This is a genomic window from Stenotrophomonas sp. VV52, assembly GCF_002893095.1.
GTDB classification, from domain to species: domain Bacteria; phylum Pseudomonadota; class Gammaproteobacteria; order Xanthomonadales; family Xanthomonadaceae; genus Stenotrophomonas; species Stenotrophomonas aracearum.
Map to the genome: position 1 here is coordinate 1 of NZ_PKQQ01000026.1, position 25,743 is coordinate 25,743.

A 25,743-nucleotide genomic window follows, 5' to 3' on the forward strand; every position below is an offset into this window, starting at 1 on the left:
AGAACCGTCCGTGATATCGGGGTAGAACCCAGCTGATGCGCTGGGCAGTTGGGCCTACCACTGCCATCTGCTGTTTCACATGGAAGCCGGCATGATGCGCGCCGTGCGGGTGGAGGAATAACCTGATGAAAAACCAGATGAAGCCGACGAGGTCGGCATTCACCCTGCTCATCGCGGTTGCATTGGCATCACCCGCGTTCGGACAGACCATGGATCACTCGAAAATTTCCATGACAATGCCCGAGGCGCCTAAACCCGAGCCCCAAGCTGACGCGTCCAAGACGTCTGGCCCAAATGCATCCAAGCGCGGCACTGATCACTCGGGCATGCAGCACGAGACGCCTGAGCCAAAAGGCATGGATCATGATATGTCGTCCATGCAAGAAGGCGACATGGCCACTGACGCCATGGACCATTCAAAGATGGTCCACGATGCTCCGTCCTCGACCATGCCACGCACACCAATCCCTGTTGTCACCGACGTCGATCGTGCTGCAGCGGTGGCGCCTTCGGAGGGGCACGCCACGGGTGACAACGCGATCCACAGCTATATGTTGCTGGACCGCTTGGAGGCCTGGGATGCAGATCCAGGGACCGGACTTGCGTGGGAAGGTCAGGGCTGGATCGGTACCGACCTCAACCGTCTCTGGTTGCGCAGCGAGGGTGAACGCAGCGATGGGCGCACTGAGGCAGCAGACCTTGAGCTGCTCTACGGGCGAAGCATAGCCACCTGGTGGGACTTGGTGGCTGGTGTGCGCCAGGACTTCAAGCCAGGACGGGCACAAACATTCGCAGCCATAGGCGTGCAGGGTCTTGCTCCGCAGAAGTTCGAGGTCGAGGCAACAGCCTATTTTGGGGAGCGCGGCCAGTTTGGGGCACGCTTCGAGGCCGAGTACGAACTACTTCTCACCAATCGCCTGATTCTTCAACCCATGGTCGGAATCGAGGCGTACGGGAAGAACGACCCGGCGCGCGGCATCGGCGCAGGACTCAGTACCGCCGAGTTTGGATTGCGTCTTCGGTACGAGTTCACCCGCAAATTTGCGCCGTACATTGGCCTGGTTCACGAGCGCGCCTTGGGCAACACAGCCGACTTGCGTCGTAACGAATTGGAAAGCGCTGACGATACTCGCATTGTCGTCGGTCTACGCACTTGGTTCTGAAGAGATAATTCATGACAACCACCGCTAACAAAAAGACTCTGCTTATTACCGGCATCGCGCTCGCCGTTCTGGCTATCGGCGCCGCCGGTGTTGTGTACTCCGGAATCTATAATGTGGCTGCCGACGATCCACACACGCGCCCCGTCTATGCCCTGCTGGAGGCGGCGCGGAAGCAGTCGATTTCAGCACGGGCCACCAAGCTGGAGGTGCCTGCAGATCTGAATGATCCAGAGCGAATCCGGCAGGGCGCGGGGAACTACAACGCGATGTGTACCGGCTGTCATTTGTCACCTGGCGCCGCAGAGACCGAGCTGAGCAAAGGCCTGTACCCGTCCCCGCCGAACCTGACCAAGGAGACCATTGATGCAGCCGAGGCGTTCTGGGTCATCAAGCATGGTGTCAAGGCCAGTGGCATGCCTGCTTGGGGCAAAAGCATGGGCGATGACTATATCTGGAACATGGCCGCATTCCTGCAGGAACTGCCGAAGCTCGACAAGACGCAGTACGACGCGCTTGTAGGTAGTAGCGGAGGTCATTCTCACGGGGGCGGTGAAACCGGCGGGCACGCCCATGCGGACGGAGGCAAGGACCACCACGATGAAGCCGAAGCCGATCACCATGGTGAAGGTGAAGCACATCCGGAAGGGGCGCACGCGGAAGGCCACGGCATGACCGCCCAGGAAAGTGCAGGCAAGGCTGACGCTCCTGCAGCACCAACCCACGTCCATGCCGATGGCAAGTCCCACACCCATTCTCCGCAGGCACCGACAACGCCGACAGCATCTGACCCCTCTAAGAATCCGCACGATGGCATGTCCATGCAGGGTACGGAATCGTCCCAATCGGCTGATGACGGCCATAACCATAAACATTGACCCACTGAACTGGAGCTACGCATGACTATGCGATTGATGAGGAGCTTGAGCCTGCTTCTGCTAGTGGCGATCCCAGGCCTTTTGCATGCGCATGAGGGGAAGCATTCGACAACAGCGACCACTGCCATTGCGCCCGAAGCACAGCCAGCAGTAGCTATCGTCGAGCAATTCTCTACAGCCCTGCAGACCGGTGACCTTGACCGGGCCGGGGCCTTCCTGGTCGATGATGTTTTGATCCTTGAGAACGGTGGCGCCGAGCGCTCTCGCAAGGAATACCTGGATGGTCACGCTACACACGATGCAGCGTTTCTGAAGACCGCCCATGTGGAAGTTCTCCGGCGCACCGCCCACGCGCGAGGCGATCTAGCCTGGGTCGGTAGCGAAAGTGAACTGCACGCGACGAAAGATGGGAAGCCGATGGCGTTGCTGAGCACCGAAACCATGGTGCTTGAGCGTACTTCGCAGGGCTGGCGAATCGCCCATATCCACTGGTCCTCCAGGCCCAAGCGCTAACGGACCTGTCACAAAGTGCGGAGTTTACTGACCAAGGAGGCTGGCGCTTGCAGCGGACCCAAGCGCCTCGTTGAACGTGGTCTGGTTGAGACTGCGGCAACCTGCGGTCCAATTCTGAAATCCGTCGGAGAAATGCAGTCATGAATCCGCACGACCCTCATCACCACCATACGGGTGTGGCATCGCGGGGCGACACCCAATCCAAGTCTGCAACCGGCCGCGCGCCCGGCGCTCCGGCAATGGTTGTTGACCCGGTCTGCGAGATGCAGATCGATCCGCAGACCGCGGTACATCATGCCACCCACAACGGCATGGACTATCACTTCTGTTCGGCCCGCTGCCGACAGCGCTTCACGGCCGATCCAGGCACATACTTGTCACCCGAAGTTTCCAAGGCCAGCATCGATGAGGAGCTCGTGCCGGCGGGCGCGATCTACACCTGCCCCATGCACCCGCAGATTCGCCAGGACCACCCGGGGACGTGCCCGATCTGCGGCATGGCATTGGAACCGGAGATGCCGGGCCTGGACGACGAAGAGAATCCTGAGCTGCGTAATTTCTCCCGACGTTTCTGGTGGACATTGCCACTGACGCTGGTGGTACTTGTCTTGGCCATGTTCGGGCCAGGTCTGGGCATCCTCACTGTCAGATCACGGACCTGGCTGGAATTTGCTCTGAGTACCCCGGTAGTCCTGTGGGCAGCGTGGCCCTTCTTCGAACGATGCGTGCAGTCGATCCGCAACCGCAGCCCGAATATGTGGACCCTGATCGGCATTGGCGTCGGGGCCTCCTTCCTCTATAGCGTGGTAGCGACCATAGCTCCAGGCCTGTTCCCGGTGTCGTTCCGCGAGCACGGTCGAGTGGGGGTCTATTTTGAGGCGGCTGCGGTCATCGTATCCCTGACTCTGGTCGGCCAAATCCTCGAACTGCGAGCACGCTCCAAGACGTCGGCGGCGATCAAAGCGCTGTTGGGGTTGGCCCCCAAGACCGCTCGGCGGGTGAAGGCGGACGGCAGCGAAGAAGACATTCCGCTCGAACACGTCCACGTGGGCGACCGCTTGCGCGTTCGCCCCGGAGAGAAGGTGCCGGTGGACGGCACTGTGGATGAAGGTCGCTCAAGCATCGACGAGTCAATGCTGACTGGTGAGCCTATTCCGGTTGAGAAGATGCCGGGGGAGCGTGTCATTGGCGCCACTCTCAATGGCACCGGCAGCCTGATCGTCCGTGCCGACCAAGTAGGCTCCAGCACCGTGCTGGCGCAGATCGTGCAACTCGTTGCCCAGGCGCAGCGCTCGCGTGCGCCCATGCAGCGCATGGCGGACAAAGTTGCGTACTGGTTCGTATTGGCCGTGCTGGGTGCAGCCGTGCTGACTTTGCTTGTCTGGGGCCTGTTCGGACCGGAGCCATCATGGACCTATGCGGTGCTCAATGCCGTGTCGGTACTGATCATTGCCTGTCCCTGTGCACTGGGCCTGGCCACGCCCATGTCGATCATGGTTGCCACGGGGCGTGCGGCCCAGGCAGGTGTGCTGTTCCGCGACGCACAGGCCATAGAACAACTGCGCACTATCGACACCCTGATCGTTGACAAAACAGGCACCCTGACCGAAGGGCGCCCCGCATTCAGGGATTCTATTTCTGCCGCCGGATACGATGGCGACACGCTGCTGCGCTTTGCTGGCAGCCTTGAGCAGGGCAGCGAGCACCCGTTGGCCGAGGCGATTTTGACCGAAGCCCGGCGGCGCGGTCTGGCCTTGTCCGCAACGGACGATTTCGCATCCATCACCGGTCAAGGTGTGCGTGGCCGTGTTGATGGCCACATGATTGCACTGGGCAATCAGGCGCTGATGGAAGCGACTGGTGCAGACATTGCGCCCGTGCTTGAACCCGCCGAGAACCTGCGCAAGGAGGGGGCAAGCGTGATGTACCTCGCTGTTGACGGGCGACTGGCTGGCGCGATCGTTGTCGCAGATCCAATCAAGCCCACCACATCGGCGGCGCTGGACGCGCTGCGTGCCGAGGGCCTGATGTTGGTCATGGCCTCGGGTGATGCACTGGCAACAGCCGCAGCGGTGGGGCGCACGCTCGGCATCGAGGATGTGCGAGGCGGAGTGCGTCCGCAGGACAAGGTCGCGCTGGTGAAGCAAATGCGGGCGCAAGGCCGCCGCGTAGCAATGGCCGGCGACGGAATAAACGATGCGCCCGCGCTGGCTGCAGCCGATGTCGGTATTGCGATGGGCACTGGGACTGAGGTGGCAATGTCCAGTGCACAGGTAACGTTGGTCAAGGGAGACCTGCGCAGGATCGTGCAGGCGCGAGCCATCTCCACTGCAGCTGTCGCCAACATGAAGCAGAACCTGGGTTTCGCCTTCATCTACAACGCTATCGGGGTGCCAATCGCAGCCGGAGCGCTGTACCCGACTTTTGGGCTACTGCTCAGCCCAATGATCGCCGCCCTGGCGATGAGCCTCAGCTCGGTTTCAGTGGTGACCAACGCGTTGCGGTTGGCGAGAACCAGCACCCCTGAGCTCCCTTCACCCGATGACCGCCACGCTGAGCCGGTGCGCGGTACATCCTCTCATCACTGACGGCTCTTTTCTCCTAGGATTTCCCATGAAACGCGTTGCCCCACTTTCCCTGCTGACACTCTCCTTGATTGCCGGTCCCACCATGGCCGCGGATCAATCCACTCCTCCCCCAACGACCCAACCCAAAACCGAACACAGCCAGATGCAGCACGACCAGATGGACCACAGCAAGATGATGGACCACAACGATAAAGAACAACATAGCGGTCATGGCCAACAGGATGCGGCACCCGGCGAACTCACTGCGCTGGACGCGAACAGGGATGGCAAACTCTCGAAGGCGGAGATGGCCAAGCACAAACTCGCGCCGCATTTCGGCATGCTTGACCTCGACAAGAACGGCTCCTTGAGTTCGGCAGAATTTGCAGCTGGCAAGACCATGTAGTTATTGACGCGCGCAGGGGAGAAAAATCGCCCCTGCGCCGCCCTCAATCAGGAGCAATTCGATGTCGAATCACCCTCCTTCCATGAACCATCGAAGCCACTACGCCCGCCTGATCGTCATGATGGTGCTTTCGTTCTTGGTGATGTACGCATTCATGTACGCAATGGTGGATCGTTGGGAGAATGTCTACGGAAACGTCAACCAGTTCTACATGGCAGGATTGATGGCTTCTCCGATGTTGCTCATCGAAATTGTGCTGATGTCCACCATGTATCCGAATCGTAGGTGGAACGTCCTGCTTTGCCTCGGCGCATTGTTCTTCATGGCCGCATGTTGGATTGGCATCCGCGAGCAGGCAGCCGTCAGCGACCGTCAATTCATACGGTCAATGATCCCCCATCATGCCGGCGCAATCTTGATGTGCGAGCAAACAAACCTAAGTGATCCTGAACTCCAGGCGCTATGCAACGAAATCGTCGACTCTCAACGTGCTGAAATCGCGCAGATGAAGGCGCTACTTGGGGAAGAGATCTAGCCGGTTATTCAGGGCAACGCTTGAACATGGACCGGCTGCATATCTCGCCCAAAACCCGCTATGTGCCGTGAGTTCGCTAGGTGGAACCTCAGCTCCCCGACGCCCAAGCGCAGCCGCCGATGTAGGCAGGCGCATACGGCGGTAGCGCCTGCCCGAGCGTGCAGACGCTGCAGTGGGGCGATCTGCTCGTAGTAGCGGATGATCGACAGATGTCCCTTGCTGGTGTCGGCAGCCTCACTAGTTTCATTCGTAGTACGCTTGACTCCGTAGCGGCTACGGACTTTACGCTGTACCCGTACCCGCCGCCACTCCGGCAGCGCCGCCGCGTGTGACGACAATGCCACTGCCCATCGCCTTGATTCGCTACTGCCTGATTGCCTTGCTGATCGGCTGGGTTTTGCCCGCTTCCGCTCAGGCGGAGCCCGCCGCAGCAGACCTGCGCCAAACGTGGCAGATGCTCGATTACATCGCGGTCGACTACCCCGGCGCGGTCCAGGCCGGCCGCGTTATTGCCCCCAGTGAATACGCCGAAATGCGCGAGTTTGCGGGCGCGGTGCGCAGTCAGCTGGCAGCATTGCCCGGTGGCCAGAACCAGCACGAGTTGACGGCCCAGGCCGAACTCCTGCTCCAGGCAGTCGCAGAGAAGGCCGACCCTACGCAAGTGGCAACGTTGGCGCGCGGGCTCGGCACGGCGCTGTTGGCTCGCTACCCGATCGGCGCTGTTCCGGCGAGCCCGCCGAGGACCTCCCAGGCCGCGTCCATCTACAGCCAGCATTGCGCGGCCTGCCACGGCCCCACAGGTCACGGTGATGGCCCCACCGCGCAAGCGTTAAGGCCGCCGCCGATCGCGTTCACCGATGCCACTCGCGCCGCGCAGCGCACCCCGCTGTCGTTGTACGAGGTCATTTCCCAGGGTGTGCCGGGTACCGGCATGGTCAGCTACTCTGGGCTATCAGAAAGTGATCGCTGGGCGTTGGCATTCTATGTGGGCAGCTTGGGGTACTCCTCGCAAGCCAAGGCTCAAGGTGAGGCGTTATGGCGCACCAGTGCCGAGGCCCATACGCACATTCCCTCGCTCGAAGCGCTGACACGCACGCGAGAGGCCGATCTTGCCACCACGATGCCCGCCGATCAGGCAAACGCGATCATCGCCTACCTGCGTTCGCAGCCACAGGCTGTTAACGAAGCGGCACCAGGAGCCGATCGCTTTGCGGTGGCGCGGCAGCGACTGGCCGCCAGCCAGCGCGCTTACGCTGCTGAGGACCTGGCCCAAGCCAAAAAGCTTGCGCTCTCGTCCTATCTGGATGGTGTAGAGCCGCTTGAACCCACGCTGGCCACGCGCAATCCGTCATTGCTGCGAGAGATCGAGACGGCCATGGCAGGCTACCGCGCGCAGCTGGATCAGCATGCGCCCGCGGCTGACGTTGCCGGGCAGGCAGCGCAAATTGCCCAGCTGTTTGATCGGGCGGACGTGGCGCTGCAGGACACCCGAATAGGAGCCAGCACCGCGTTTCTGGGCAGCTTTACCATCTTGGTACGCGAAGGACTGGAAGCGCTGCTGATCGTGATTGGCATCGTGGCGTTCTTGCGTAAAGCCGAGCGGTCTGATGTGTTGCCGTATGTGCATGCGGGTTGGATCTGCGCGTTGTTGGCAGGCGCAGCTACCTGGGCAGTGGCCACTTACTTTGTTGATATCAGCGGTGCGAACCGGGAGGTCACCGAGGGCGTCTCGGCCTTGTTCGCTGCCGCTGTCCTGCTCAGCGTAGGCATCTGGATGCACCAAAAGAGCCTTGCAGGGCGTTGGCAGGAGTACCTGCACGCCAAGCTGACGACTGCGCTGACACGGCGCTCGGCTGTTTTCCTGTTCATGCTGGCCTTTGTCGCGGTGTACCGCGAGGTGTTTGAGACGATCTTGTTCTACATCGCGATGTGGAGCGATCAGGCGTCCACCGCCATCCTCGCAGGCCTGGTGGCGGGAATGGCCGTGTTGGCCGCGGTGGCGTACTGGATGCTGCGCATGAGCAAGCGACTGCCAATTGGCCGGTTCTTTTCGATCAGCTCGATTCTCATCGCGGTGATGGCGGTCATCCTGATCGGCAAAGGCGTGGCCGCGTTGCAGGAAGCGGGCTGGATCTCTCAAACACCGCTTGCGTTGCCGCGCATCGAATGGATCGGCCTGTATCCCACCTGGCAGTCGCTGCTGGCGCAGGTATTGGTAGGCACCGTCGCCATCGTGGGGTTCCTCGCCAATGCCCGTTCCGGTGTGCGTAGACAGCCAGGCGCAAACAAGCAATGAAACAACACAACAGAGGACCAGGACATGAGTGATTGCGGGTGCCACCACGAAGCCAAGAACAAGGAGGAGCGGCGCATCCTCTGGATCGCCTTGGTGCTGAATGCAGCGATGGCCGTGATCGGCGGCATTGCCGGCTGGATTGCCCATTCCACCGGGCTGCTGGCCGACGCGCTGGACATGCTGTCTGACGCCACCGCCTATGCCATTGGCCTGGTCGCTATCGGGCGCACGGCGCGCTTCAAGGCCAACGCCGCGTGGGTCAGTGGCAGCGTGCTGCTGGTGCTGGGTGTAGGCGTGCTGGTCGAAGTGGGCCGCCGGGTGATGTACGGCGCCGAGCCGGTCAGCGGTTGGATGATCGGTACCGCTCTGGTCTCGCTGGCCGTGAATCTGAAAGTGCTCCGTATGCTCGCCCCATTGAAGTCCGGCGAAGTGCATCTGCGAGCGACCTGGCTGTTTACCCGCGCCGATGTGGTGGCCAACGTTGGGGTGATTCTGGCCGGCTTGTTGGTGTGGTGGCTGGCCAGCCCCTACCCGGATTTCGTGATTGGCGCCCTGATCGGCCTGTATGTGATCAAGGAGGCTTTCGAGATCTTGGGTGATGCTCGCCGGGCACATGCCGACGCGCGCAAAACGCCTGCATGACAGCGCTTGGCCGGCTGAGCTGTGGCCTGCGCTGGCTGCTGCTGGCGCAGTTGGCTGTGGGCCTTGTGACGCAGCCGGTGCTGTGCTGTAGCCAAGCCGCGCCGGCTCCAGAGGTGGTACTGGTTCATATCGGCCGGCATTGGCTCGCGGCGACAGCCCATGCGGACGGGTACCGACATGAGCCCCTGCTGGCGTCATTCCGGCCACCGATCGCAGGGTGATGCTCGCCGGCGTGAACGGGCCCTTTTGGATATCGAAAATTCTGGAGTACTTCATGCATGTGCGATTGGCGGCCTTGGCCGCATGGCTGCTGCTGACTGCGGCGACAACACCGGCGGCAGCGGCCGAACTGATGACCTTGGACGACGCGTTCGCGCGCGTGGCCCAAACCCACCCCGAGCTGCGCTTGGTCGATGCGCGCGCCACCGTGCTGGCTGCCGAGCGCGACCAGGCGGTGCAGCGACCCCCGTGGACGGTCGGTGCCGAGGTCGAAAATGCCTTAGGCACTGGCGCGGCCCGCGGTCTGGACAGCGCCGAGTTGACCTTGAGCCTGAGCTCGGTGCTGGAGCGCGGCGGCAAGCTCGACGCGCGCCGGACCTTGGCCCAAAGCCGAATTGACGCGCTGGCCGTGCAGCGCGAGACCGGGCGGCTGGACTTGCTCGCCGAGACGGCGCAGCGCTATTTGGCCGTTGTCGGTGCTGACCGGCAACGCGGCCTGGCGGAGATGGATGTTGGCCAACGCCAGCGCACCGTGGCCGCCGCCCGGCAGCGCCTGCAGGCCGGGGCTTCGCCCGAATCGGTGCTGCTCACCGCGCAGGCAGCGCTGGCGCGGGCCGAGCTGACGCGTGATCGGGCCGAGCAACAGCGATTGGCCGCCCGTCAGCATCTGGCCGCGCTGTGGGGCGAACGTACTCCCACCTTCGAGGTGGCTCCGGCCGATCCGATGGCCCTGCCGGCGATCGCCTCCATGCAGACGCTGGCCGATGAGCTGGAGCGGACTCCGGAACTGGCGCAGTTTGCCGACGCCCGACGGATCGCGCAGGCACGACTGCAGCTGGCGCGTTCGGCGGCCTCACCGGACCTGTCCTGGCAGCTCGGCGTGCGCCGCCTGCAGGAGACCGACGACACTGCACTGGTCGCTAGCGTGTCCGTGCCGCTGGGCAGCCGCAGCCGCGCACAGCCAGAGATCCGCGCCGGCGAAGCCGAACTGGAGGTCCTGACGATCGAGCGCGAGGCCAAGGGCTTGTCGCTGTATTCCACGTTGGTCGAGGCCCATGGCCGCTACACCGTCGCACAAGCCGAGGTGGCGCGCCTGCACAGCGACGTGTTGCCGAAGCTGGCCCGAGCCGAGCGGGCCGCTGAGCGTGCCTACCGCGCTGGGGCGATCAGTTACCTGGAATGGGCCCAGTTGCAGTCCGAACGTACGGCCATGGCCCAGCAGCAGTTGGACGTGGCCTTGGATGCGCAACGCGCCCTGATCGAAATTCAACGACTGACCGGCCAGGCGCTTGTAACGCCGCCGGCGGCCGCTTCATTTGGAGATAGCCCATGAGCCGTTTTTCCTGGACCGCACTGGGCATGGCCCTGTTGCTGACCGCCTGCAATGCATCCACTCCCAACGAAGCCTCTGAGGGCGCCGCCGCCGCAGAGGGCGAAGAGCACGGCGAGCACGAGGAAGCGCCGCTGGAAACCAAGATTGCCGCCAAGGCGGCGCAGGCGGCGGGTATCCAGGTCGCGCCGGCAGGCCCCGGTGAGATTGCTGACGAGCATGAGGTGCAAGGTCTGCTGACCCCCATCGATGGGCGCATCGCCCAGGTCACTGCACGCTTCCCCGGACCGGTCCGCTCTGTGCGAGCCGGCGTGGGTGATCAGGTGCGTGCCGGCCAGGCACTGGCCACGGTAGAGAGCAATCTAAGCCTGACCACCTATACCGTCACCGCGCCGATCAGTGGCGTGGTGATGGCGCGTACGGCCGCTGTGGGCATGGCGGCGGCTGAGGGCACGCCACTGTTCGAGGTCGCCGACCTGTCCACCCTGTGGGTGGACCTGCACATCTTTGGGGCCGACGTCCAGCACATCGGTGCCGGCGTACCGGTGACGGTCACCCGCTTGAGCGATGGCGTCACCGCGCAGACCACCTTGGAGCGCGTCCTGCCAGGCACCGCCACGGCCAGCCAAAGCACCATTGCGCGCGCCACGGTGGTCAACACCGATGGCCTGTGGCGGCCGGGTTCGGCGGTCAAGGCGCGGGTCACCGTGGATCGCCAATCGGCGGCGCTGGTGGTGCCGATCACCGCGCTGCAGACCGCAGAAGACCAGGACGTGGTCTACGTGCAGCAGGGAGAGATCTACCACACCCGGCCGGTCAAACTGGGGCGCCGCGACGCTGAGCGCGCCGAAGTGCTGGAAGGGCTCAAGGCCGGTGATCAGGTGGTGGTGGCCCAGAGCTTCCTGATCAAGGCCGACATCGAAAAGTCCACTGTGGAAGAGGAATGAGGCCCGCCATGCTTGAACGCCTCATTGGGCTGTCCATCCGCCACCGCTGGTTGACGCTGGTGCTCACCGCTGCGCTGGTTGCGCTTGGCGTGTGGAGCTACCGTCACCTCTCCATCGACGCCACGCCGGACATCACCAATGTCCAGGTCCAGATCAACACCCAGGCCCCGGGCTACTCGCCGCTGGAGGCCGAGCAACGGGTGACCTTCGCCATCGAAACGGCCATGGCCGGCCTGCCCAAGCTGGACTACAGCCGCTCGCTGTCGCGCTACGGGCTCTCCCAGGTCACCGTCGTCTTCAAGGACGGCACCGACCTGTACTTTGCCCGCCAGCAGGTCGCCGAGCGCCTGCAGCAGATCGCCTCCCAACTGCCCGAAGGGTTGGACCCGGAAATGGGGCCCATCTCCACCGGCCTGGGCGAGATCTTCATGTATACCGTGGAGGCCGAGCCCAACGCTCGCAAGCCCGACGGCACCTCGTATACGGCCACGGACCTGCGCACCCTGCAGGACTGGGTGATCCGGCCGCAGCTGCGCACCACGCCCGGCGTCACCGAGGTCAACACCATCGGCGGCTTTGAGCGGCAGATCCACATCACCCCCGACCCGGCCCAGCTGGTGGCGCTGGGATTCACGTTGAACGACGTGGTCGCCGCGGTCATGCGCAATAACCAGAACATCGGCGCCGGCTACATCGAACGCAACGGCCAGCAGTTCCTGGTGCGCGTGCCCGGCCAGCTGGCCAATCTGGAGGCGATCGGCAACATCGTGCTGGACCGGCGCGATGGCGTGCCCATCCGGGTGCGCGATGTCGCAAGCGTCGGCGAAGGCAAGGAGCTGCGCACGGGCGCGGCCACCCAGAACGGCCATGAGGTCGTGGTCGGCACCGCTTTCATGCTGTTCGGCGCCAACAGCCGGGAGGTCTCCCAAGCGGCTGCGGCCAAGCTGGACGCCGCCAACGCCAGCTTGCCCCCGGGCGTGCATGCCAAGGCCGTGTATGACCGCACCGCGCTGGTGGACCGCACCATCAATACCGTGTCCAAGAACCTGATCGAGGGCGCGCTGCTGGTCGTGGTGGTGCTGTTCCTGCTGCTGGGCAATGTGCGCGCTTCGCTGATCACCGCCGCAGTGATTCCGCTGGCGATGCTGTTCACCATCATCGGCATGGTCCGTGGCGGCGTGTCGGGCAACCTGATGAGTCTGGGCGCGCTGGACTTCGGCCTGATCGTGGACGGGGCGGTGATCATCATCGAGAACTGTCTGCGCCGCTTCGGAGAGGCGCAGCACGCGTTGGGCCGCCAACTCAACGATGAAGAGCGCTATGACCTGACTGCCTCGGCCACCGCTGAGGTGATCCGTCCCAGCCTGTTCGGTCTGGGCATCATCGCGGCGGTCTACCTGCCGATCTTTGCGCTGTCGGGCGTGGAAGGGAAAATGTTCCACCCGATGGCCATCACCGTGGTGCTGGCCCTGACCGGTGCCATGGTGCTGTCGCTGACCTTCGTGCCGGCGGCGATCGCTACCTTCCTGCGCGGCCGCGTGGCCGAGCACGACAACCGCCTGATGCGCTGGTCACGCGCTCGCTACACGCCGCTGCTGGATTGGGCGCTGCGTCGGCGGGTCGTGGTGCTGACAGGCGCGGCCGTGCTGGTGGTGGGGTGTGGCGTGCTGGCCACCCGCCTGGGCTCGGAGTTCGTACCGAGCCTGGATGAAGGCGACATCACTTTGCAGCCAATGCGTATTCCCGGCACCAGTCTGGAGCAGTCGGTGGCCATGCAGGAAACGCTGGAGAAGCGCCTGGCCCAGTTCCCGGAGGTGGCCAACATCTTCTCCAAGATCGGCACCGCCGAGGTGGCCACCGACCCGATGCCGCCATCGATGGCCGACACCTTCCTGATGCTCAAGCCCCGCGACCAGTGGCCCGACCCGCGCAAGCCCAAGGCCGAGCTGGTGGAAGAGCTGGAGGCGGCAGCCAAGGAAATCCCGGGCAGCAACTACGAGTTCACCCAGCCCATCCAGATGCGCACCAACGAGCTGATCTCCGGCGTCCGCTCTGATGTTGCAGTCAAGGTCTACGGTGACAACCTCGACCAGCTGGCCCGTCTGGCCAGCCGGGTGGAGCGCGTCATGCGCAGCGTCCCCGGCGCCGAGGACGTCAAGGCCGAGCAGGTCTCCGGCCTGCCATTGCTCACCATCACGCCAGATTCGGCGGCATTGGCACGGTATGGCCTGAACCCGGGCGATGTGCAGGAAACGGTGGCCACCGCCATTGGGGGCAGTGTCGCCGGCCAGTTGATCGAAGGCGACCGTCGCTTCGACCTGGTGGTGCGCCTGCCCGAATCGCAGCGCCAAGACCCCGCCGTGCTGGCGGATCTGCCCATTCCACTACCGGAAAGTGCCAGTGTGGACGAGTCCAGCCGCCTGGCCACCGGCGCCAATGGTGGGCCTCGTACAGTGCCGCTGCGGGAAGTGGCGAAGATACAGGTGGAGCGCGGGCCCAATCAGATCAACCGCGAGAATGGCAAGCGGCGGGTGGTGATCACCGCCAACGTGCGCGAGCGCGATCTGGGCGGGTTCGTCGGCGACTTGCGCACGCGCCTCGGCCAGGATGTGAGGCTCCCGGAGGGCTACTGGATCGACTACGGTGGCACCTTCGAGCAGCTGATCTCGGCCACCCAACGCCTCGGCGTGGTCGTTCCAGTGACACTGGCGTTGATCTTCGCCCTGCTGTTCATGGCCTTCGGCTCGGCCAAGGATGCGGCCATCGTGTTCAGTGGCGTTCCACTGGCGCTGACCGGCGGTGTGCTGGCGCTGGCCCTACGCGGGATTCCGCTGTCGATCTCCGCCGGCGTCGGCTTCATCGCGCTGTCGGGCGTGGCTGTGCTCAACGGGCTGGTCATGATCGCCTTCATCCGCCGCCTGCGCGAACAGGGCGATCCGCTGGACGACGCTGTCCGTGACGGCGCCCTTGGCCGCCTGCGCCCGGTGTTGATGACCGCCCTGGTGGCCTCGCTGGGCTTCCTGCCCATGGCCTTGAATATCGGTGCCGGCTCGGAGGTGCAGCGGCCGCTGGCCACCGTGGTCATCGGCGGCATCGTCTCATCCACTGCATTGACCTTGCTGGTGCTGCCAGTGCTCTATCGTTGGCTGCATCGCGACCGAGCTCCCCGCGCCGGTGGCAGTGCCTTGGAGCCTTCGACACCATGAGCGAGATCAACCTGGAACAGGTGCGTGCGGCGATGTTTACCGACCCCGGCGTGAAGGCGGTCGATGACCTACGTCTGGTCCCCGGCAAAGAACCTGGCCGTGCGATCGCTGCCACCATCACTGTCGCTGCGCCCTCGGTCGACCTGGACCTGGTGCATGCCGTGACCGCGCGGGTGCTGGCCGACCAGTTCGGCATCGATCAGGTCATGCTGTGCTTCAACGACCCGGGCCCGGTGCCGCCGCCCCCCACCGCGGCACCCTTGAAGAAGATGTGATCGCTGCCGGCGAACCTGTGCGCCGACAGCGTCATTGAGCGAGCGGCAGCCAAATCCAGAGAGCGACGAGCGTGGCCAACAGGACCGGGGGCGTGAGGATTAGCCCTACCTTCATGTACTGTCCCCACGTGATCCGTTGGCCCTTGCCGGCGAGGACGTGCAGCCACAGCAGGGTCGCGAGCGACCCAATCGGAGTGAGCTTGGGGCCAAGGTCGTTGCCCACGACGTTGGCATAGATCATCAATTCGCGGGTGGCGGCCGGAAGATTGGCCCCATCGATGGCCAGCGCGCCCACCAGCGTCGCCGGCATGTTGTTCATGATCGAAGCGAGGCCCGCCACTGCGAAGCCGGTACCGATCGTGGCCACAAAGGTTCCCTGCGCCGCCAGCCACTCAAGCACCGCACTTGCCGCCTTTGTCAGCCAGGCGTTGCCAAGCCCATAAACCACCAGATACATGCCAACCGAGAACAGCACGATCTGCCAGGGCGCACCGCGCAGAATCTTGGTCAGGGCCATGGTGGCGCCTCGGCCGCCTGTCGCCCAGCGACCCGCAATTGCCATCAGCACCAGCGCAGCCACACCCGTCACCAAGGCGATCGGGACGCCCAGCGGCCCGGTCACGAAGTAGGCAACGAGCAGTGATGCGAGCAGGGGCAAGGCGGCGCGGAAGACCGCCTTGTCGCGGATCGCTTGATGCGGCGCTTCAAGATCGTGGACCGGGTAGGTGCGAGGAATGTCGCGGCGGAACCAGAGCCACAGGACGATCAGCGTGGCGCCGACCGACACCAGATTCACCGGCACCATGACCGCTGCGTAGCGCCCGAACGAGACGTCAAAGAAGTTCGCGGTGACGATGTTGACCAAGTTCGAGACAACGAGCGGCAGGCTGGCCGTATCAGCGATGAAACCGCAGGCCACAGTAAACGCGAGCGCACTCGCGGGCGGGAAGTTCAAGCGCAACAGAATGGCAAGAACAATCGGCGTCAGCAGGAGAGCCGCGCCATCGTTGGCGAACACTGCCGCGATCGCAGCGCCAAGCAAGACGATCAGCGGAAAGAGTTTCCGACCACTGCCGCCGCCCCAGCGCGCCACGTGCAGCGCCGCCCATGCGAAGAAGCCGGCCGCGTCTAGGATGAGCGAGATGATGATGAGTGCGACGAAAGTAAACGTCGCATCCCAGACAATCCCCCACACCGTGGCGACGTCACCCCACCCGACGACGCCGGTCGCCAACGCTACTGCGGCGCCGGCCAGTGCCGACCAACCGATACCGAACCCGCGCGGCTGCCAAATGACGAATACAAGAGTGACGATGAAAATCGCGAGGGCAAGCATGCACCGCTCCGACAAGGGTTAGATGGAGCGCTGATTCACGCGCTTGGACAGTTCTTCGGCGCTCTCAACACGTTCGGAATAGCGATCGGTCAGGTACGCTGAGCGACCACGCACCAGCCAGGTGAACTTCACCAACTCCTCGCATACGTCAGCAACGCGCTGATAGTACGCAGACGGCTTCATGCGCCCAGCCTCATCAAATTCCTGGAAGGCCTTGGCCACCGAGGACTGGTTCGGGATGGTGACCATGCGCATCCAACGGCCCAGTACGCGCAGCTGGTTTACTGCGTTGAAGCTCTGCGAGCCGCCAGACACCTGCATCACCGCCAAGGTTTTGCCTTGTGTCGGGCGCTTGGCCCCGTCGGCCAGCGGAATCCAGTCGATCTGCGCCTTCATGATTCCGGTCATGGCGCCGTGGCGTTCCGGGCTGACCCAAACCATGCCTTCGGACCAGTACGCGAGCTCGCGCAGCTCACCCACCTTCGGATGATCCGGCGTGGCTCCGTCAGGCAGTGGCAAGTCATGCGGATCGAAGATTCGCACGTCGCAGCCGTACCAGCGCAAGAGTCGGCCGGCTTCCTCTGCCAGCAGCCGGGAATAAGAGCGTTCCCGCAGCGAGCCATAGAGGATGAGGATCCGGGGCGGGTGCCTAGGGTCGCCGGGCCCAGCTAGTGCATCAACGTCGATCGGTGCAAGTTGCGTTGCGTCGATGCTCGGCAGATCTGCGGCAATGCGATCGATCACATCGACGCTCCGGCAACCGTCACGGTTTCGCCGTCTTCCTTGGTGAAGGAGGACACAGGCTTGTCCAGCAGCGCGAGCACCTTCTCGGACGGTCGGCACAGGGCCACGCCCCGGTCGGAAACAACGATGGGGCGGTTGATCAGAATCGGATGCGCCATCATCGCGTCCACCAGTTGCTCATTGGTGAGCGCGGGGTTGTCCAAGCCCAGCTCCGCGTAAGGTGTTCCCTTCTGGCGCAGAAGTTCACGAGGGGGCATGCCCATCGCGGCCAGCAGCTCGACCAGCTTCTCGCGCGTGGGCGGCGTCTGCAGGTACTCGATGACCACCGGGTCTTCACCTGACTGGCGCATCATTTCCAAGGTATTCCGAGACGTGCCGCAGGCCGGGTTATGGTAGATCGTCAGCGTCATGATGATCTCTCAAGCCACGTCGGGTCGGGGCGACGTGGCGCCCTCGAACTGCCCGATGTCGCCTACCTGCGCCGTCAAGGTCGCTCGCGACAGCGTGTGGATCGGTAGCGCGACGAACGCCTTGATGCGGTTCTCCATGTACACCAGCGCCTGCCGGAAGGCAGCGCGCTGCCACATGTCCCCGCGCGTTTCGTGGCTAGGGTCCTCGATGCCCCAGTGCCCGGTAACCGGCTGTCCTGGCCAGAACGGGCAGGCCTCGCCGGCGGCTTGGTCGCAGACGGTGAACACGAAATCCATGCGCGGGGCATCCGGCACTCCGAACTCGTCCCACGCCTTGGAGCGCAGGCCCTCGACTGGGTAGTCGGCCTGAAGCAGCGTCTCGATTGCCAGAGGGTGGACCTCCCCCTTGGGGTGGCTGCCCGCGGAGAACGCATTGAAACGGCCATCGCCGATCTTGCGAAGGACGCTCTCGGCCAGGATCGAGCGGGCTGAATTACCGGTGCATAGGAACAGGACGTTAAAGGGCTGAGGAAAGCTCATGCGCAGGTCTCCACGGTACAAGGAATGACGAGGTTATTGAGGGCGCCGCAGATGTCCGGATTTCCGGAACAGCAGTCCTCGGTGAGGAATTCAAGAAGCTGGCGCATGTCCTCGTAGCTGGCCGCGTACAGGACGCGCCGCCCGTCGCGCCAAGAGCGCAGAAGGCTCGCTCGCTCCAGGGTCGCAAGGTGAAAGCTCATGCGCGGTGGCGCAATCCCAAGCGCTTCGGCAATCTCGCCCGACGGCATGCCATCGGGGCCTGCGCGCACGAGCATCCTGAATGCGGCTAGGCGGTCGGAATGCGCAAGGGCAGACAGCGCTGAGACAGCAAAGTCATCTTTCATAACTGCACTATACAACTATTCTTGTAGAATCAAAATGAGGTGACGAACCCTCCGCCGCTACTCGGCGGAACTGAGGAAGGTCGCCCGTGGCCGATGGCAACACCGTCCACGGCGAGCCTGTCTCGACATAGCGCCGCTCCTTCGCCATTTTCGCGAGGTCAGCTTCCAGGTGAAGCCACTTAGTGGCCGACGCAGTTCTGGTCCGAGGGCGACACCGCCGCCCCTCGGATATCCCGCAGACCCAGCTACTGTGCAGGAGCGATTCGGGTGATCCTGGCCGTCATGCCTCGCGCCTCGAAATCGAACTGCACTTTCTGTCCGACCTCCACCGGAGCGATCAGCTCGGGCGATGCCGTGAAGCCCATCGTCATAGCCGGCCAGTGCAGTGCCTCTACCGGGCCATGGGCGATGGTGATCTTGCCGGCAGCAATGTCGACGGACTCCACCGTGCCGGCGGCTGAAGCGTTTTTTGCCCTCTCGGGCGCAGCGGGTTTTTCCCGATCAGCCATCTGTGCATGTTCTGTGGCCGACATAGCCATGTTGTCAGCCGTCGCAGCGGAGCCATGGGTGGTCGCATCGTCATTGCTGGGTGCCTGCGAGCATGCTGCCAGCAGCAGTATCGCCAGGGTGGACGCGAAGGGCATCAGTTTCATCTGTTCTTACCTCGATTGTTGAAGGGATGACTGCAGAGTCATGCGACGGCAATGCAGTCGGCCTGCCGCCGCCGTTAAAAAAGCAATTTCAATGTGGTCTTTTACACGTCGCGGCATCTGGCGGCGGTGCCGCGGGCGTGGTTCGTGACAAAGTGCGACCACGCAGCAGGCGATACGCGGCCGGAATCACCAGCATCGACAGTAACGGCGCGGTGACCATCCCGCCGATCATCGGCGCGGCGATGCGTTGCATGACTTCCGACCCGGCACCGCCACCGATGAACAAGGGCAGCAAGCCGGCGAGGATCACGGCGACGGTCATGGCCTTGGGCCGCACGCGCAGCACCGCGCCTTCGCGGATGGCCGCCTCCAGCGTGGCGAGAGTCTCCGGTTCGCCCGCCGCCAGGTGCCGCTCCCAGGCGTGGCGCAGGTACAGCAGCATGATCACGCCGAACTCGGCGGCGACGCCGCCCAACGCGATGAAACCGATCATGGTTGCGATCGACATCGCGTGGCCGAGTCCCCAGATCAGCCACAGCCCGCCGACCAGCGCCAGCGGCACGCTCAGCAGAATGATGGCTGCCTCGCTGAAGCGGCGGAACACCAGGTAGATGAGCAGAAAGATGATCGCCAGAGCGGCCGGCACGACCCACTGCAACCGAGCCAGCGCCCGCGCCAGATATTCGTACTGGCCCGACCAGGCGATGCCGTACCCCGGTGGTAGCTGAATGTCCTTGGCGGTGCGCTGCTGCAGTTCCTTCACTACCGAGCCGAGATCCCGGCCGACGACATCGACGAAGATGTAACCGACAAGGCGACCGGCTTCGCTCTTGAGCATCGGCGGGCCGGATGTCAGCGTCAGGTCGGCCACTTGCCCCAGCGTGAGCTGCACGCCGCCCGGAGCGACCAGCGGCAACTGCGCCAGCGCCGCCAGCGAATCGCGTTGCCCACGCGGGTAGCGCAGCACAATCGGATAGCGTTCGCGTCCCTCGATGGTTTCGCCGATGGGATCGCCGCCAACCACCGTGGCGATGAGTTTCTGCAGGTCGGCCTGGCTCAGGCCGTAGCGCGCAGCGACTTCCGGACGGATATGGACATCGACGTAGCGACCGCCGGTCACGCGCTCGGCCAGCGCGGAACTTACGCCGGGCACCGTTTTCGCCATGCGCTCGAGCTCGTTGCTGATCTGCTCGATGACCTGGGTGTCCGGTCCGGACACCTTGATCCCGATCGGGCTCTTGATGCCGGTGGCAAGCATGTCGATGCGGTTGCGGATCGGCGGCACCCACAGGTTCGTCAGACCCGGCACCTTCACCGCCGCATCAAGTTCAGCACGCAACTTGTCCATGGTCATGCCAGGCCGCCATTGATCGCGCGGCTTGAACGTCACCGTGGTCTCGAACATCTCGATCGGCGCCGGGTCGGTCGCGGTGTCGGCACGGCCTGCCTTGCCGAACACGTGCGCGACCTCGGGCACGGTCTTGATCATGCGGTCGGTAAGCTGCAGCAACTGACCGGACTTTCCCGCCGACAACCCCGGCAGCGCTGTGGGCATATACAACAACGTGCCCTCGTCGAGCGGCGGCATGAACTCGCTGCCGATGCGCGCATACGGAATGGCAGTGAGCAGCAGCAACAACCCGCTCAAACCCAGGGTCAGGCGCGGATGCCGCAGGACCCAGTCCAGCACCGGCCGGTAGCCGGCGATCAGCACGCGATTGACGGGGTTGGCCTGCTCGGGACGGATGTGGCCGCGGATCAGGTAACCCATCAGCACCGGGATCAGGGTCACCGACAAAGCGGCCGCCGCCGCCATCGCATAGGTCTTGGTGTAGGCCAGCGGGGAGAACAGCCGACCTTCCTGTGCCTGCAGCGCGAACACCGGCACGAACGACAAGGTGATCACCAGCAGGCTTGCGAACAGTGCCGGACCGACCTCGATGGCCGACGCGGCCATCAGATTCCAGCGTTCCTCGCCCTCCGGGTCACGACCGTTGGTTTCGCGCCAATGCTCCAAATGCTTGTGCGCGTTCTCGATCATCACCACGGCACCGTCGACCATCGCGCCGATCGCGATGGCGATGCCGCCCAACGACAGCAGGTTCGCGGTGATGCCCTGATAACGCATCACGATGAACGCGGCCAGCACGCCGAGCGGCAGCGTGATCACCGCGACCAATGCCGAGCGCAGATGCCAAAGAAACAGCGCGCACACCAGCGCCACCACCAGGAACTCCTCGCCAAGCTTGTGGGTGAGATTGCGTACGGCCTCACGGATGAGCTCGGAACGGTCATAGACCGGGACGATCTCCACGCCCTCAGGCAGGCTGGCTTGCAACTGCTTCAGTCTAGCCTTGACGTTCTCGATCGCGCTCAACGCATCCTTGCCGGTGCGCAGCACGATCACACCACCGGCGACTTCACCTTGGCCGTCGAGTTCGGCGATGCCGCGACGGAAGGTCGGGCCACGGGTGATGGTGGACACTTGGCCCAGCAGGACGGGCACGCCGGTGGCGGTGCTGCTGAGGGGGACGCGCTCGAACTCCTCGCGGCTGCGCAGATAGCCCTCACTGCGCACCATCAGTTCGGCCTCGCCCTGCTCGATTACCGAACCTCCGGTGGCGCCGTTGGCCGCATCCACCGCCGCGATCACCTGCTCCACGGTGAGGCCGCGGGCCGCCAGTGCCTGCGGGTCGGGCACGATCTGCCAAGCGCGCACCATGCCGCCGACGCTGGCGACCTCGGCCACGTCGGGCACGGTCTTCAACTCGTAGCGCAGGAACCAGTCCTGCAGCGCCCGCAACTGGCCCAGGTCATGCTGGCCCGTGCGGTCCACCAAGGCGTACTCGTAGATCCAGCCCAGGCCCGTAGCGTCGGGCCCAAGGGCGGGACTGACGTCGGGAGGCAATTGGTCGCGGACCTGGCTCAGATACTCCAGTACGCGCGAGCGCGCCCAGTACAAGTCGGTGTCGTCGTCGAACAGGATGTAGACGTAGGAGTCACCGAAGAACGAAAAACCACGCACGGCTGTGACGCCGGGCACCGACAACATCGTCGCGGTCAGTGGATAGGTGACTTGGTCTTCGACGATGCGCGGCGTTTGGCCGGACCATTGGGTGCGGATGATGACTTGGGCGTCGGACAGGTCGGGCAACGCATCCAGCGGCGTGTGGAGCACCGACCACAGGCCGGCGGCGGCCAGCAGCACGGCCGCCAGCAGCACGAGGGCGCGGTTGGCGATGGAGGCGCGGATCAGGCGGGCGATCATGGTTGATCTCCTGCGCGTTCTCCGATTAGCTCAAGCCGTTCCACCATCAGTCCCCTGGCGTCGGAGCGAACGAAGACGTGTACGCGGTCGCCAGCCTGGATGTCCTTGGCCACGTCCGGATTGGCCAGCCGAAAAGCCATCGTCATGCCCGGCATGTTCAGCGTCGCGAACGGGCCGTGTTTGAGGGTGATCATTCCGCCGGCGATGGACTCGACGGTGGCCCCGGTCTCGTGCAGGACCGCTTGGCCCGCGGCTTCGGGCGCCTTGGCCATTTCAAGACGTCCGAGCAATCCCGACAAACTGGCTTCCGAGTCGATAAGGAACTGGCCCGACACGACCACGCGCTCGCCGCCCTTGAGCCCGGCGAGGATTTCGGTGCGGCCACCGCCACTGCGCCCGGTGCGCACGCGTACCGGCTGGAAGCCGCCTTTGGCGTCCTGCACGATCACCCGGCTGTCCGTATCGGTGGCGATCAGCGCCTCGGTGGGCACCAACGGCACCGGCGCGCCGCCTTCGGGCTGCAGCGTCACTTCGGCGAACATGCCCGGCGCCAGCACACCGTCGGGGTTACGCAGCACGATCCGGGCCTGCTGTGTGCGGCTGGCCATGTCGATCTGGGGTAATAGCGTCTCGACTTCGCCGTCGAAGGTCTGTCCCGGCACGGCGCTGACGAGCGCCTGGACCGGCGTGCCCGGTCGCAACCGAGCTGCATCGGCTTGCGGGATCGCCGCTTCCAGCCACAGCGTGGCCGTGGCGTTGACGCGGAACAGTGGTGTGCCCGGCGTCACCGCTTGGCCTTCGCGGGCCAGCACTTCGGTGACGACACCGTCGTGCGGCGCGCTCAACGTCACGCTGCCGTCACGGCCCATGCCGCTGGGGACGCCCAGCACGCGCAGGCGTTGCTGAGCGGCCGATTGCAGCTCCCGCGCCGAAGCCGACTGCGCCTGACGCAGCGCCTGCGCTTCGGCCAACGCACTGCTCCAAGCCGGTGAGAGAAACGTCGCCAGCGATTGACCACGCGCGACCTTCGTGTACGGCGCCTTGACCTGTACCCGGCTCACCAGGCCTTCGGTCACCGCGCTGACCACGGCTTCTTGGCGAAGATTCCAGGCCAGTGTGCCTGGCACGCGTACCGTCGCCGCCAACCGGCCGACCTCGACTTCCTCGGTGCGGATGCCCACGCTCTGCCGCAGGCCCGGGTCGATGCTGACACCACCGCCGGCCACTTCGTCGGCATACTTCGGTACCAGTTGCATGTCCATGAAGGGCGACTTGCCCGGCTTGTCGAAGTGCTGGTCCGGCACCATCGGGTCGTACCAGTACAGCGCTTTGCGCTCGCCAGCGTCTGTCGCCGGCGCGTCGGCCATCGCCATGTCGTGGTCGTTGCCGCGCTGGGCCCACCAGTAACCACCGGCGAGGCCGACGACCAACAGGGCGGCCGCTGCAGCGATCATCGCCACTCGATTCATCGTGTACGTCATGGCGAACGTTCCTCTTCGGGCAGTAGATAGGCCAACGCCGCCCAGGCGCGGCCGAGTTCGCCCAGGTGGCGGGCGTGCATCACGTGCAGTTCGATTTCGTCGCGGCGCGCTTCGAGCCACGGTTGCAGGTCGCCGCCGGCGGCGTAGGCGGCCAGCGCGGTCTTCGCGCGGTCACGGGCCAGCGGGAGCGATTCGGTTTCCTTGCGCGCCACTTGCCGCTTGAGTCCTTCCCATTCGGCCTGGGTCATGCGCACGCGCTCGGCCTGCGCACGACGGGCGTCCTCGCGTTCGGCGGCCACCGCATCCAGTTCGGCACGCCGCGCGGCCACGCCGCGGTCCTGCCGATTCCGGGTGAAAAACGGCAGGTCGATCGCGAACTCAACCATCAGCATGTCGCTGCGCGGCATGCCGTCGGGCGTACGATCCCGTTGCCCGTAAGTCACGCCGAGGCTCCAATCCGGTCGCTTCTCGGCGATAGCGGCATCCACCTGCGCTTCGGCAACGGCCTCGCGCGAGCGCCAAGGCAGCAGTGGCCCTTGTCGATCGACCGAGGCCACCAGCGTGGCTGGGGCAACCGGCAGCGTCATCAGCTCGGGCGGTGCGCCCTCGATGCGAAGCGCCATCGGTTCTTCGCCCAACCAGCGTGCCAAGCTGGCACGCGCGACTTCCAACGACGCCTCAGCGGCGTCGATGCGGTTTTCCAGTTCCAGCGCGGCGTTTTGCGTCGCCATCGCGTCGACCGCCGAACCGGTGCCGCCGGCGAGCCGTGCCTTGGCGGAACGAACGGCTATGCCGGTTGGTTCGCGTAGGACCTGCAACGCCGTGACTTCCCGTTGCGCCGCCCATAGGGCGATCCAGGCTTGCGCCACGGCTTGACGCACAGCGAGTCGTTCGGCCACCGACAGCGCCTGTGCCTGCTCGACGGTGCGGTCGGCGACCGCCTGGCGTGCCTGACGCTTGGCGTGCGCCGGGAAGTCCTGCATCACGCCGATCTGCTTCATGGTCATGAAGTCGGCGCTAGCGTCGAACGCGTCGGCGCCGGTGACCGGTAGATTGGCGACGCCCAGCGTCAACCTGGGGTCGGGCAAGGCCGCCGCGCGGACGGCTTCTTCCTGGCTGGCCGCAATCTGCGACTGACGCGCTTGGAGCATCGGGGCGCGCTCGGCCGCCAAGCGTACCGCGTCATCGAATGTGATGCTGGCCGTAGCAGACCAGGCAGGAGGGACGGCAAACAAGCCGAAAGCGAGCACCCAGACGCGCAAACGGCGAATTCTGCACCGACGGTGCAGCGGGAAAGAAAGCGACATGAGACCTCCGAACACGCAACGACGAGCGCGCCGGCGGATCCGGCAGCGCGGGGTCGGGTTACGTTGGGGGTCTAGATCTGCAGGCTACAGAAGCGCTGCGCCGGCGGCGGGTCGGACCGGCAAGTGGGCACGTCTTCGTAGTACTGGGCTTCAACCGGAGGCAGCAAAGCTGCGGTCAACGCGAAGTGCGGCGGCGGCAGGGCGAGCGACGGCACCTGTGGCGCTTTGAGGTCTTGGCTGGTGACGTGATCCCGCAGACAATGCTGGTCGCACAGGGCCGGCGCCTGCGGGTCGGGCATTTCCATGCCTTCGCAACCGGCCAAGACCATCCGCGGTTCCGGTGGCGTTTCGTTGACGGGGCAAGCGTAGGCGGCCAGCGCGATCTGCTGGAACAGCAGCGCCAGCAATGCCAGCCAAGCAAAGCGCAGACGGAGCCTACGGGTCCGGAACGCGCGCAGCTTCATCGGCGACCCGCGCAGGGCAACACGACTACCCGAGCAAACGGGCGTTGGTTACGCGTAAGAGGGGCCAAGGAAGAGAGCATTGCCAATGAGCATAGCTTTGCGAATGCTTGCTTGGAAGCGCGGTACATGCCGGAAGTTCACGGAAATGGTGGTTTCGTACTGTTTGACGTCCGTCTGATGGGCCCACTGGGTGTCACGCGGGATAATTCAATATTATCCCGC

22 protein-coding genes are annotated in these 25,743 nt (G+C 64.4%); 12 read left to right on the forward strand and 10 right to left on the reverse strand.

What is annotated here, in order from left to right:
* Positions 1–125 precede the first annotated feature (125 nt).
* The 12 genes from C2U58_RS19420 (at position 126) to C2U58_RS19480 (ending at position 14,974) form a co-directional block, all read left to right on the forward strand.
* Entirely contained in the window at positions 126–1,163 is a 1,038-nt protein-coding gene (locus tag C2U58_RS19420; RefSeq protein WP_046982962.1) for a copper resistance protein B, read from the forward strand.
* Between the two features lie 11 nt (positions 1,164–1,174).
* Entirely contained in the window at positions 1,175–2,038 is an 864-nt protein-coding gene (locus C2U58_RS19425) for a cytochrome c (protein ID WP_087922555.1), read from the forward strand.
* Between the two features lie 21 nt (positions 2,039–2,059).
* Positions 2,060–2,551 carry a nuclear transport factor 2 family protein gene (locus C2U58_RS19430; RefSeq protein ID WP_100665283.1) on the forward strand — a complete coding sequence of 164 codons (492 nt, stop codon included), beginning with the start codon at positions 2,060–2,062 and terminating at the stop codon, positions 2,549–2,551.
* Between the two features lie 239 nt (positions 2,552–2,790).
* Positions 2,791–5,139 (forward strand): heavy metal translocating P-type ATPase, encoded by a 2,349-nt coding sequence (locus C2U58_RS19435; protein ID WP_301182362.1) that lies wholly within the window; start codon positions 2,791–2,793, stop codon positions 5,137–5,139.
* A gap of 25 nt (positions 5,140–5,164) precedes the next feature.
* The gene (locus C2U58_RS19440; RefSeq protein WP_102947310.1) at positions 5,165–5,524 is read left to right on the forward strand and encodes a hypothetical protein; all 360 of its coding nucleotides are present in this window, start codon (positions 5,165–5,167) and stop codon (positions 5,522–5,524) included.
* 61 nt (positions 5,525–5,585) lie between these two features.
* Complete coding sequence (locus C2U58_RS19445) at positions 5,586–6,059, forward strand: DUF305 domain-containing protein (protein ID WP_198361076.1); 474 nt, start codon at positions 5,586–5,588, stop codon at positions 6,057–6,059.
* 337 nt (positions 6,060–6,396) lie between these two features.
* A complete protein-coding gene (locus C2U58_RS19450) occupies positions 6,397–8,355 on the forward strand; it encodes an FTR1 family protein (protein WP_102947311.1) in 1,959 nt (652 codons plus the stop codon).
* A gap of 24 nt (positions 8,356–8,379) precedes the next feature.
* Entirely contained in the window at positions 8,380–8,997 is a 618-nt protein-coding gene (locus C2U58_RS19455) for a cation transporter (RefSeq protein ID WP_100665277.1), read from the forward strand.
* Positions 8,998–9,271: 274 nt separating this feature from the next.
* Positions 9,272–10,549 (forward strand): TolC family protein, encoded by a 1,278-nt coding sequence (locus C2U58_RS19465; protein ID WP_102947314.1) that lies wholly within the window; start codon positions 9,272–9,274, stop codon positions 10,547–10,549.
* A complete protein-coding gene (locus C2U58_RS19470; RefSeq protein WP_102947312.1) occupies positions 10,546–11,493 on the forward strand; it encodes an efflux RND transporter periplasmic adaptor subunit in 948 nt (315 codons plus the stop codon). Before C2U58_RS19465 ends, C2U58_RS19470 begins: the two co-directional genes overlap by 4 nt.
* Before the next feature lie 8 nt (positions 11,494–11,501).
* A complete protein-coding gene (locus C2U58_RS19475) occupies positions 11,502–14,699 on the forward strand; it encodes a CusA/CzcA family heavy metal efflux RND transporter (RefSeq protein WP_100665271.1) in 3,198 nt (1,065 codons plus the stop codon).
* On the forward strand, positions 14,696–14,974 hold the full coding sequence (locus C2U58_RS19480) for a hypothetical protein (RefSeq protein ID WP_100665269.1): 279 nt from the start codon (positions 14,696–14,698) through the stop codon (positions 14,972–14,974). Before C2U58_RS19475 ends, C2U58_RS19480 begins: the two co-directional genes overlap by 4 nt.
* Positions 14,975–15,005: 31 nt before the next feature.
* On the opposite strand, the gene C2U58_RS19485 is transcribed toward C2U58_RS19480, so the two are convergent.
* The 10 genes from C2U58_RS19485 to C2U58_RS19530 all read right to left on the reverse strand — a co-directional run bounded on the left by C2U58_RS19485 (position 15,006) and on the right by C2U58_RS19530 (position 25,521).
* Positions 15,006–16,310 carry an arsenic transporter gene (locus C2U58_RS19485; protein WP_100665267.1) on the reverse strand — a complete coding sequence of 435 codons (1,305 nt, stop codon included), beginning with the start codon at positions 16,308–16,310 and terminating at the stop codon, positions 15,006–15,008.
* Between the two features lie 18 nt (positions 16,311–16,328).
* Positions 16,329–17,054 (reverse strand): arsenical resistance protein ArsH, encoded by a 726-nt coding sequence (arsH, locus tag C2U58_RS19490; protein WP_014159624.1) that lies wholly within the window; start codon positions 17,052–17,054, stop codon positions 16,329–16,331.
* Complete coding sequence (gene arsC, locus C2U58_RS19495; RefSeq protein ID WP_100665265.1) at positions 17,051–17,464, reverse strand: arsenate reductase (glutaredoxin); 414 nt, start codon at positions 17,462–17,464, stop codon at positions 17,051–17,053. Before arsC ends, arsH begins: the two co-directional genes overlap by 4 nt.
* Positions 17,465–17,473: 9 nt before the next feature.
* Complete coding sequence (locus C2U58_RS19500) at positions 17,474–18,004, reverse strand: arsenate reductase ArsC (RefSeq protein ID WP_100665263.1); 531 nt, start codon at positions 18,002–18,004, stop codon at positions 17,474–17,476.
* The gene (locus C2U58_RS19505; protein ID WP_100665261.1) at positions 18,001–18,348 is read right to left on the reverse strand and encodes a metalloregulator ArsR/SmtB family transcription factor; all 348 of its coding nucleotides are present in this window, start codon (positions 18,346–18,348) and stop codon (positions 18,001–18,003) included. The genes C2U58_RS19500 and C2U58_RS19505 overlap by 4 nt, the downstream gene beginning before the upstream one ends.
* Positions 18,349–18,593: 245 nt before the next feature.
* Positions 18,594–19,001 (reverse strand): copper-binding protein, encoded by a 408-nt coding sequence (locus C2U58_RS20355; RefSeq protein WP_230432293.1) that lies wholly within the window; start codon positions 18,999–19,001, stop codon positions 18,594–18,596.
* An 88-nt stretch (positions 19,002–19,089) separates the two neighbouring features.
* Entirely contained in the window at positions 19,090–22,269 is a 3,180-nt protein-coding gene (locus C2U58_RS19515) for a CusA/CzcA family heavy metal efflux RND transporter (protein ID WP_102947313.1), read from the reverse strand.
* Positions 22,266–23,750 carry an efflux RND transporter periplasmic adaptor subunit gene (locus tag C2U58_RS19520; protein WP_146033504.1) on the reverse strand — a complete coding sequence of 495 codons (1,485 nt, stop codon included), beginning with the start codon at positions 23,748–23,750 and terminating at the stop codon, positions 22,266–22,268. The genes C2U58_RS19515 and C2U58_RS19520 overlap by 4 nt, the downstream gene beginning before the upstream one ends.
* Entirely contained in the window at positions 23,747–25,012 is a 1,266-nt protein-coding gene (locus C2U58_RS19525; protein ID WP_253256792.1) for a TolC family protein, read from the reverse strand. Before C2U58_RS19525 ends, C2U58_RS19520 begins: the two co-directional genes overlap by 4 nt.
* 116 nt (positions 25,013–25,128) lie before the next feature.
* Positions 25,129–25,521 (reverse strand): hypothetical protein, encoded by a 393-nt coding sequence (locus tag C2U58_RS19530; protein WP_100665253.1) that lies wholly within the window; start codon positions 25,519–25,521, stop codon positions 25,129–25,131.
* Positions 25,522–25,743 lie beyond the last annotated feature (222 nt).

What these genes read in the sequence shown, in the direction of transcription:
- C2U58_RS19420 (WP_046982962.1), top strand. Translation starts at nt 126, where the DNA reads ATGAAAAACCAGATGAAGCCGACGAGGTCGGCATTCACCCTGCTCATC.
- C2U58_RS19425 (WP_087922555.1), top strand. Translation starts at nt 1,175, where the DNA reads ATGACAACCACCGCTAACAAAAAGACTCTGCTTATTACCGGCATCGCG.
- C2U58_RS19430 (WP_100665283.1), top strand. Translation starts at nt 2,060, where the DNA reads ATGACTATGCGATTGATGAGGAGCTTGAGCCTGCTTCTGCTAGTGGCG.
- C2U58_RS19435 (WP_301182362.1), top strand. Translation starts at nt 2,791, where the DNA reads ATGGTTGTTGACCCGGTCTGCGAGATGCAGATCGATCCGCAGACCGCG.
- C2U58_RS19440 (WP_102947310.1), top strand. Translation starts at nt 5,165, where the DNA reads ATGAAACGCGTTGCCCCACTTTCCCTGCTGACACTCTCCTTGATTGCC.
- C2U58_RS19445 (WP_198361076.1), top strand. Translation starts at nt 5,586, where the DNA reads ATGTCGAATCACCCTCCTTCCATGAACCATCGAAGCCACTACGCCCGC.
- C2U58_RS19450 (WP_102947311.1), top strand. Translation starts at nt 6,397, where the DNA reads ATGCCACTGCCCATCGCCTTGATTCGCTACTGCCTGATTGCCTTGCTG.
- C2U58_RS19455 (WP_100665277.1), top strand. Translation starts at nt 8,380, where the DNA reads ATGAGTGATTGCGGGTGCCACCACGAAGCCAAGAACAAGGAGGAGCGG.
- C2U58_RS19465 (WP_102947314.1), top strand. Translation starts at nt 9,272, where the DNA reads ATGCATGTGCGATTGGCGGCCTTGGCCGCATGGCTGCTGCTGACTGCG.
- C2U58_RS19470 (WP_102947312.1), top strand. Translation starts at nt 10,546, where the DNA reads ATGAGCCGTTTTTCCTGGACCGCACTGGGCATGGCCCTGTTGCTGACC.
- C2U58_RS19475 (WP_100665271.1), top strand. Translation starts at nt 11,502, where the DNA reads ATGCTTGAACGCCTCATTGGGCTGTCCATCCGCCACCGCTGGTTGACG.
- C2U58_RS19480 (WP_100665269.1), top strand. Translation starts at nt 14,696, where the DNA reads ATGAGCGAGATCAACCTGGAACAGGTGCGTGCGGCGATGTTTACCGAC.
- C2U58_RS19485 (WP_100665267.1), bottom strand. Translation starts at nt 16,310, where the DNA reads ATGCTTGCCCTCGCGATTTTCATCGTCACTCTTGTATTCGTCATTTGG.
- arsC (WP_100665265.1), bottom strand. Translation starts at nt 17,464, where the DNA reads ATGACGCTGACGATCTACCATAACCCGGCCTGCGGCACGTCTCGGAAT.
- C2U58_RS19500 (WP_100665263.1), bottom strand. Translation starts at nt 18,004, where the DNA reads ATGAGCTTTCCTCAGCCCTTTAACGTCCTGTTCCTATGCACCGGTAAT.
- C2U58_RS19505 (WP_100665261.1), bottom strand. Translation starts at nt 18,348, where the DNA reads ATGAAAGATGACTTTGCTGTCTCAGCGCTGTCTGCCCTTGCGCATTCC.
- C2U58_RS20355 (WP_230432293.1), bottom strand. Translation starts at nt 19,001, where the DNA reads ATGAAACTGATGCCCTTCGCGTCCACCCTGGCGATACTGCTGCTGGCA.
- C2U58_RS19515 (WP_102947313.1), bottom strand. Translation starts at nt 22,269, where the DNA reads ATGATCGCCCGCCTGATCCGCGCCTCCATCGCCAACCGCGCCCTCGTG.
- C2U58_RS19520 (WP_146033504.1), bottom strand. Translation starts at nt 23,750, where the DNA reads ATGACGTACACGATGAATCGAGTGGCGATGATCGCTGCAGCGGCCGCC.
- C2U58_RS19530 (WP_100665253.1), bottom strand. Translation starts at nt 25,521, where the DNA reads ATGAAGCTGCGCGCGTTCCGGACCCGTAGGCTCCGTCTGCGCTTTGCT.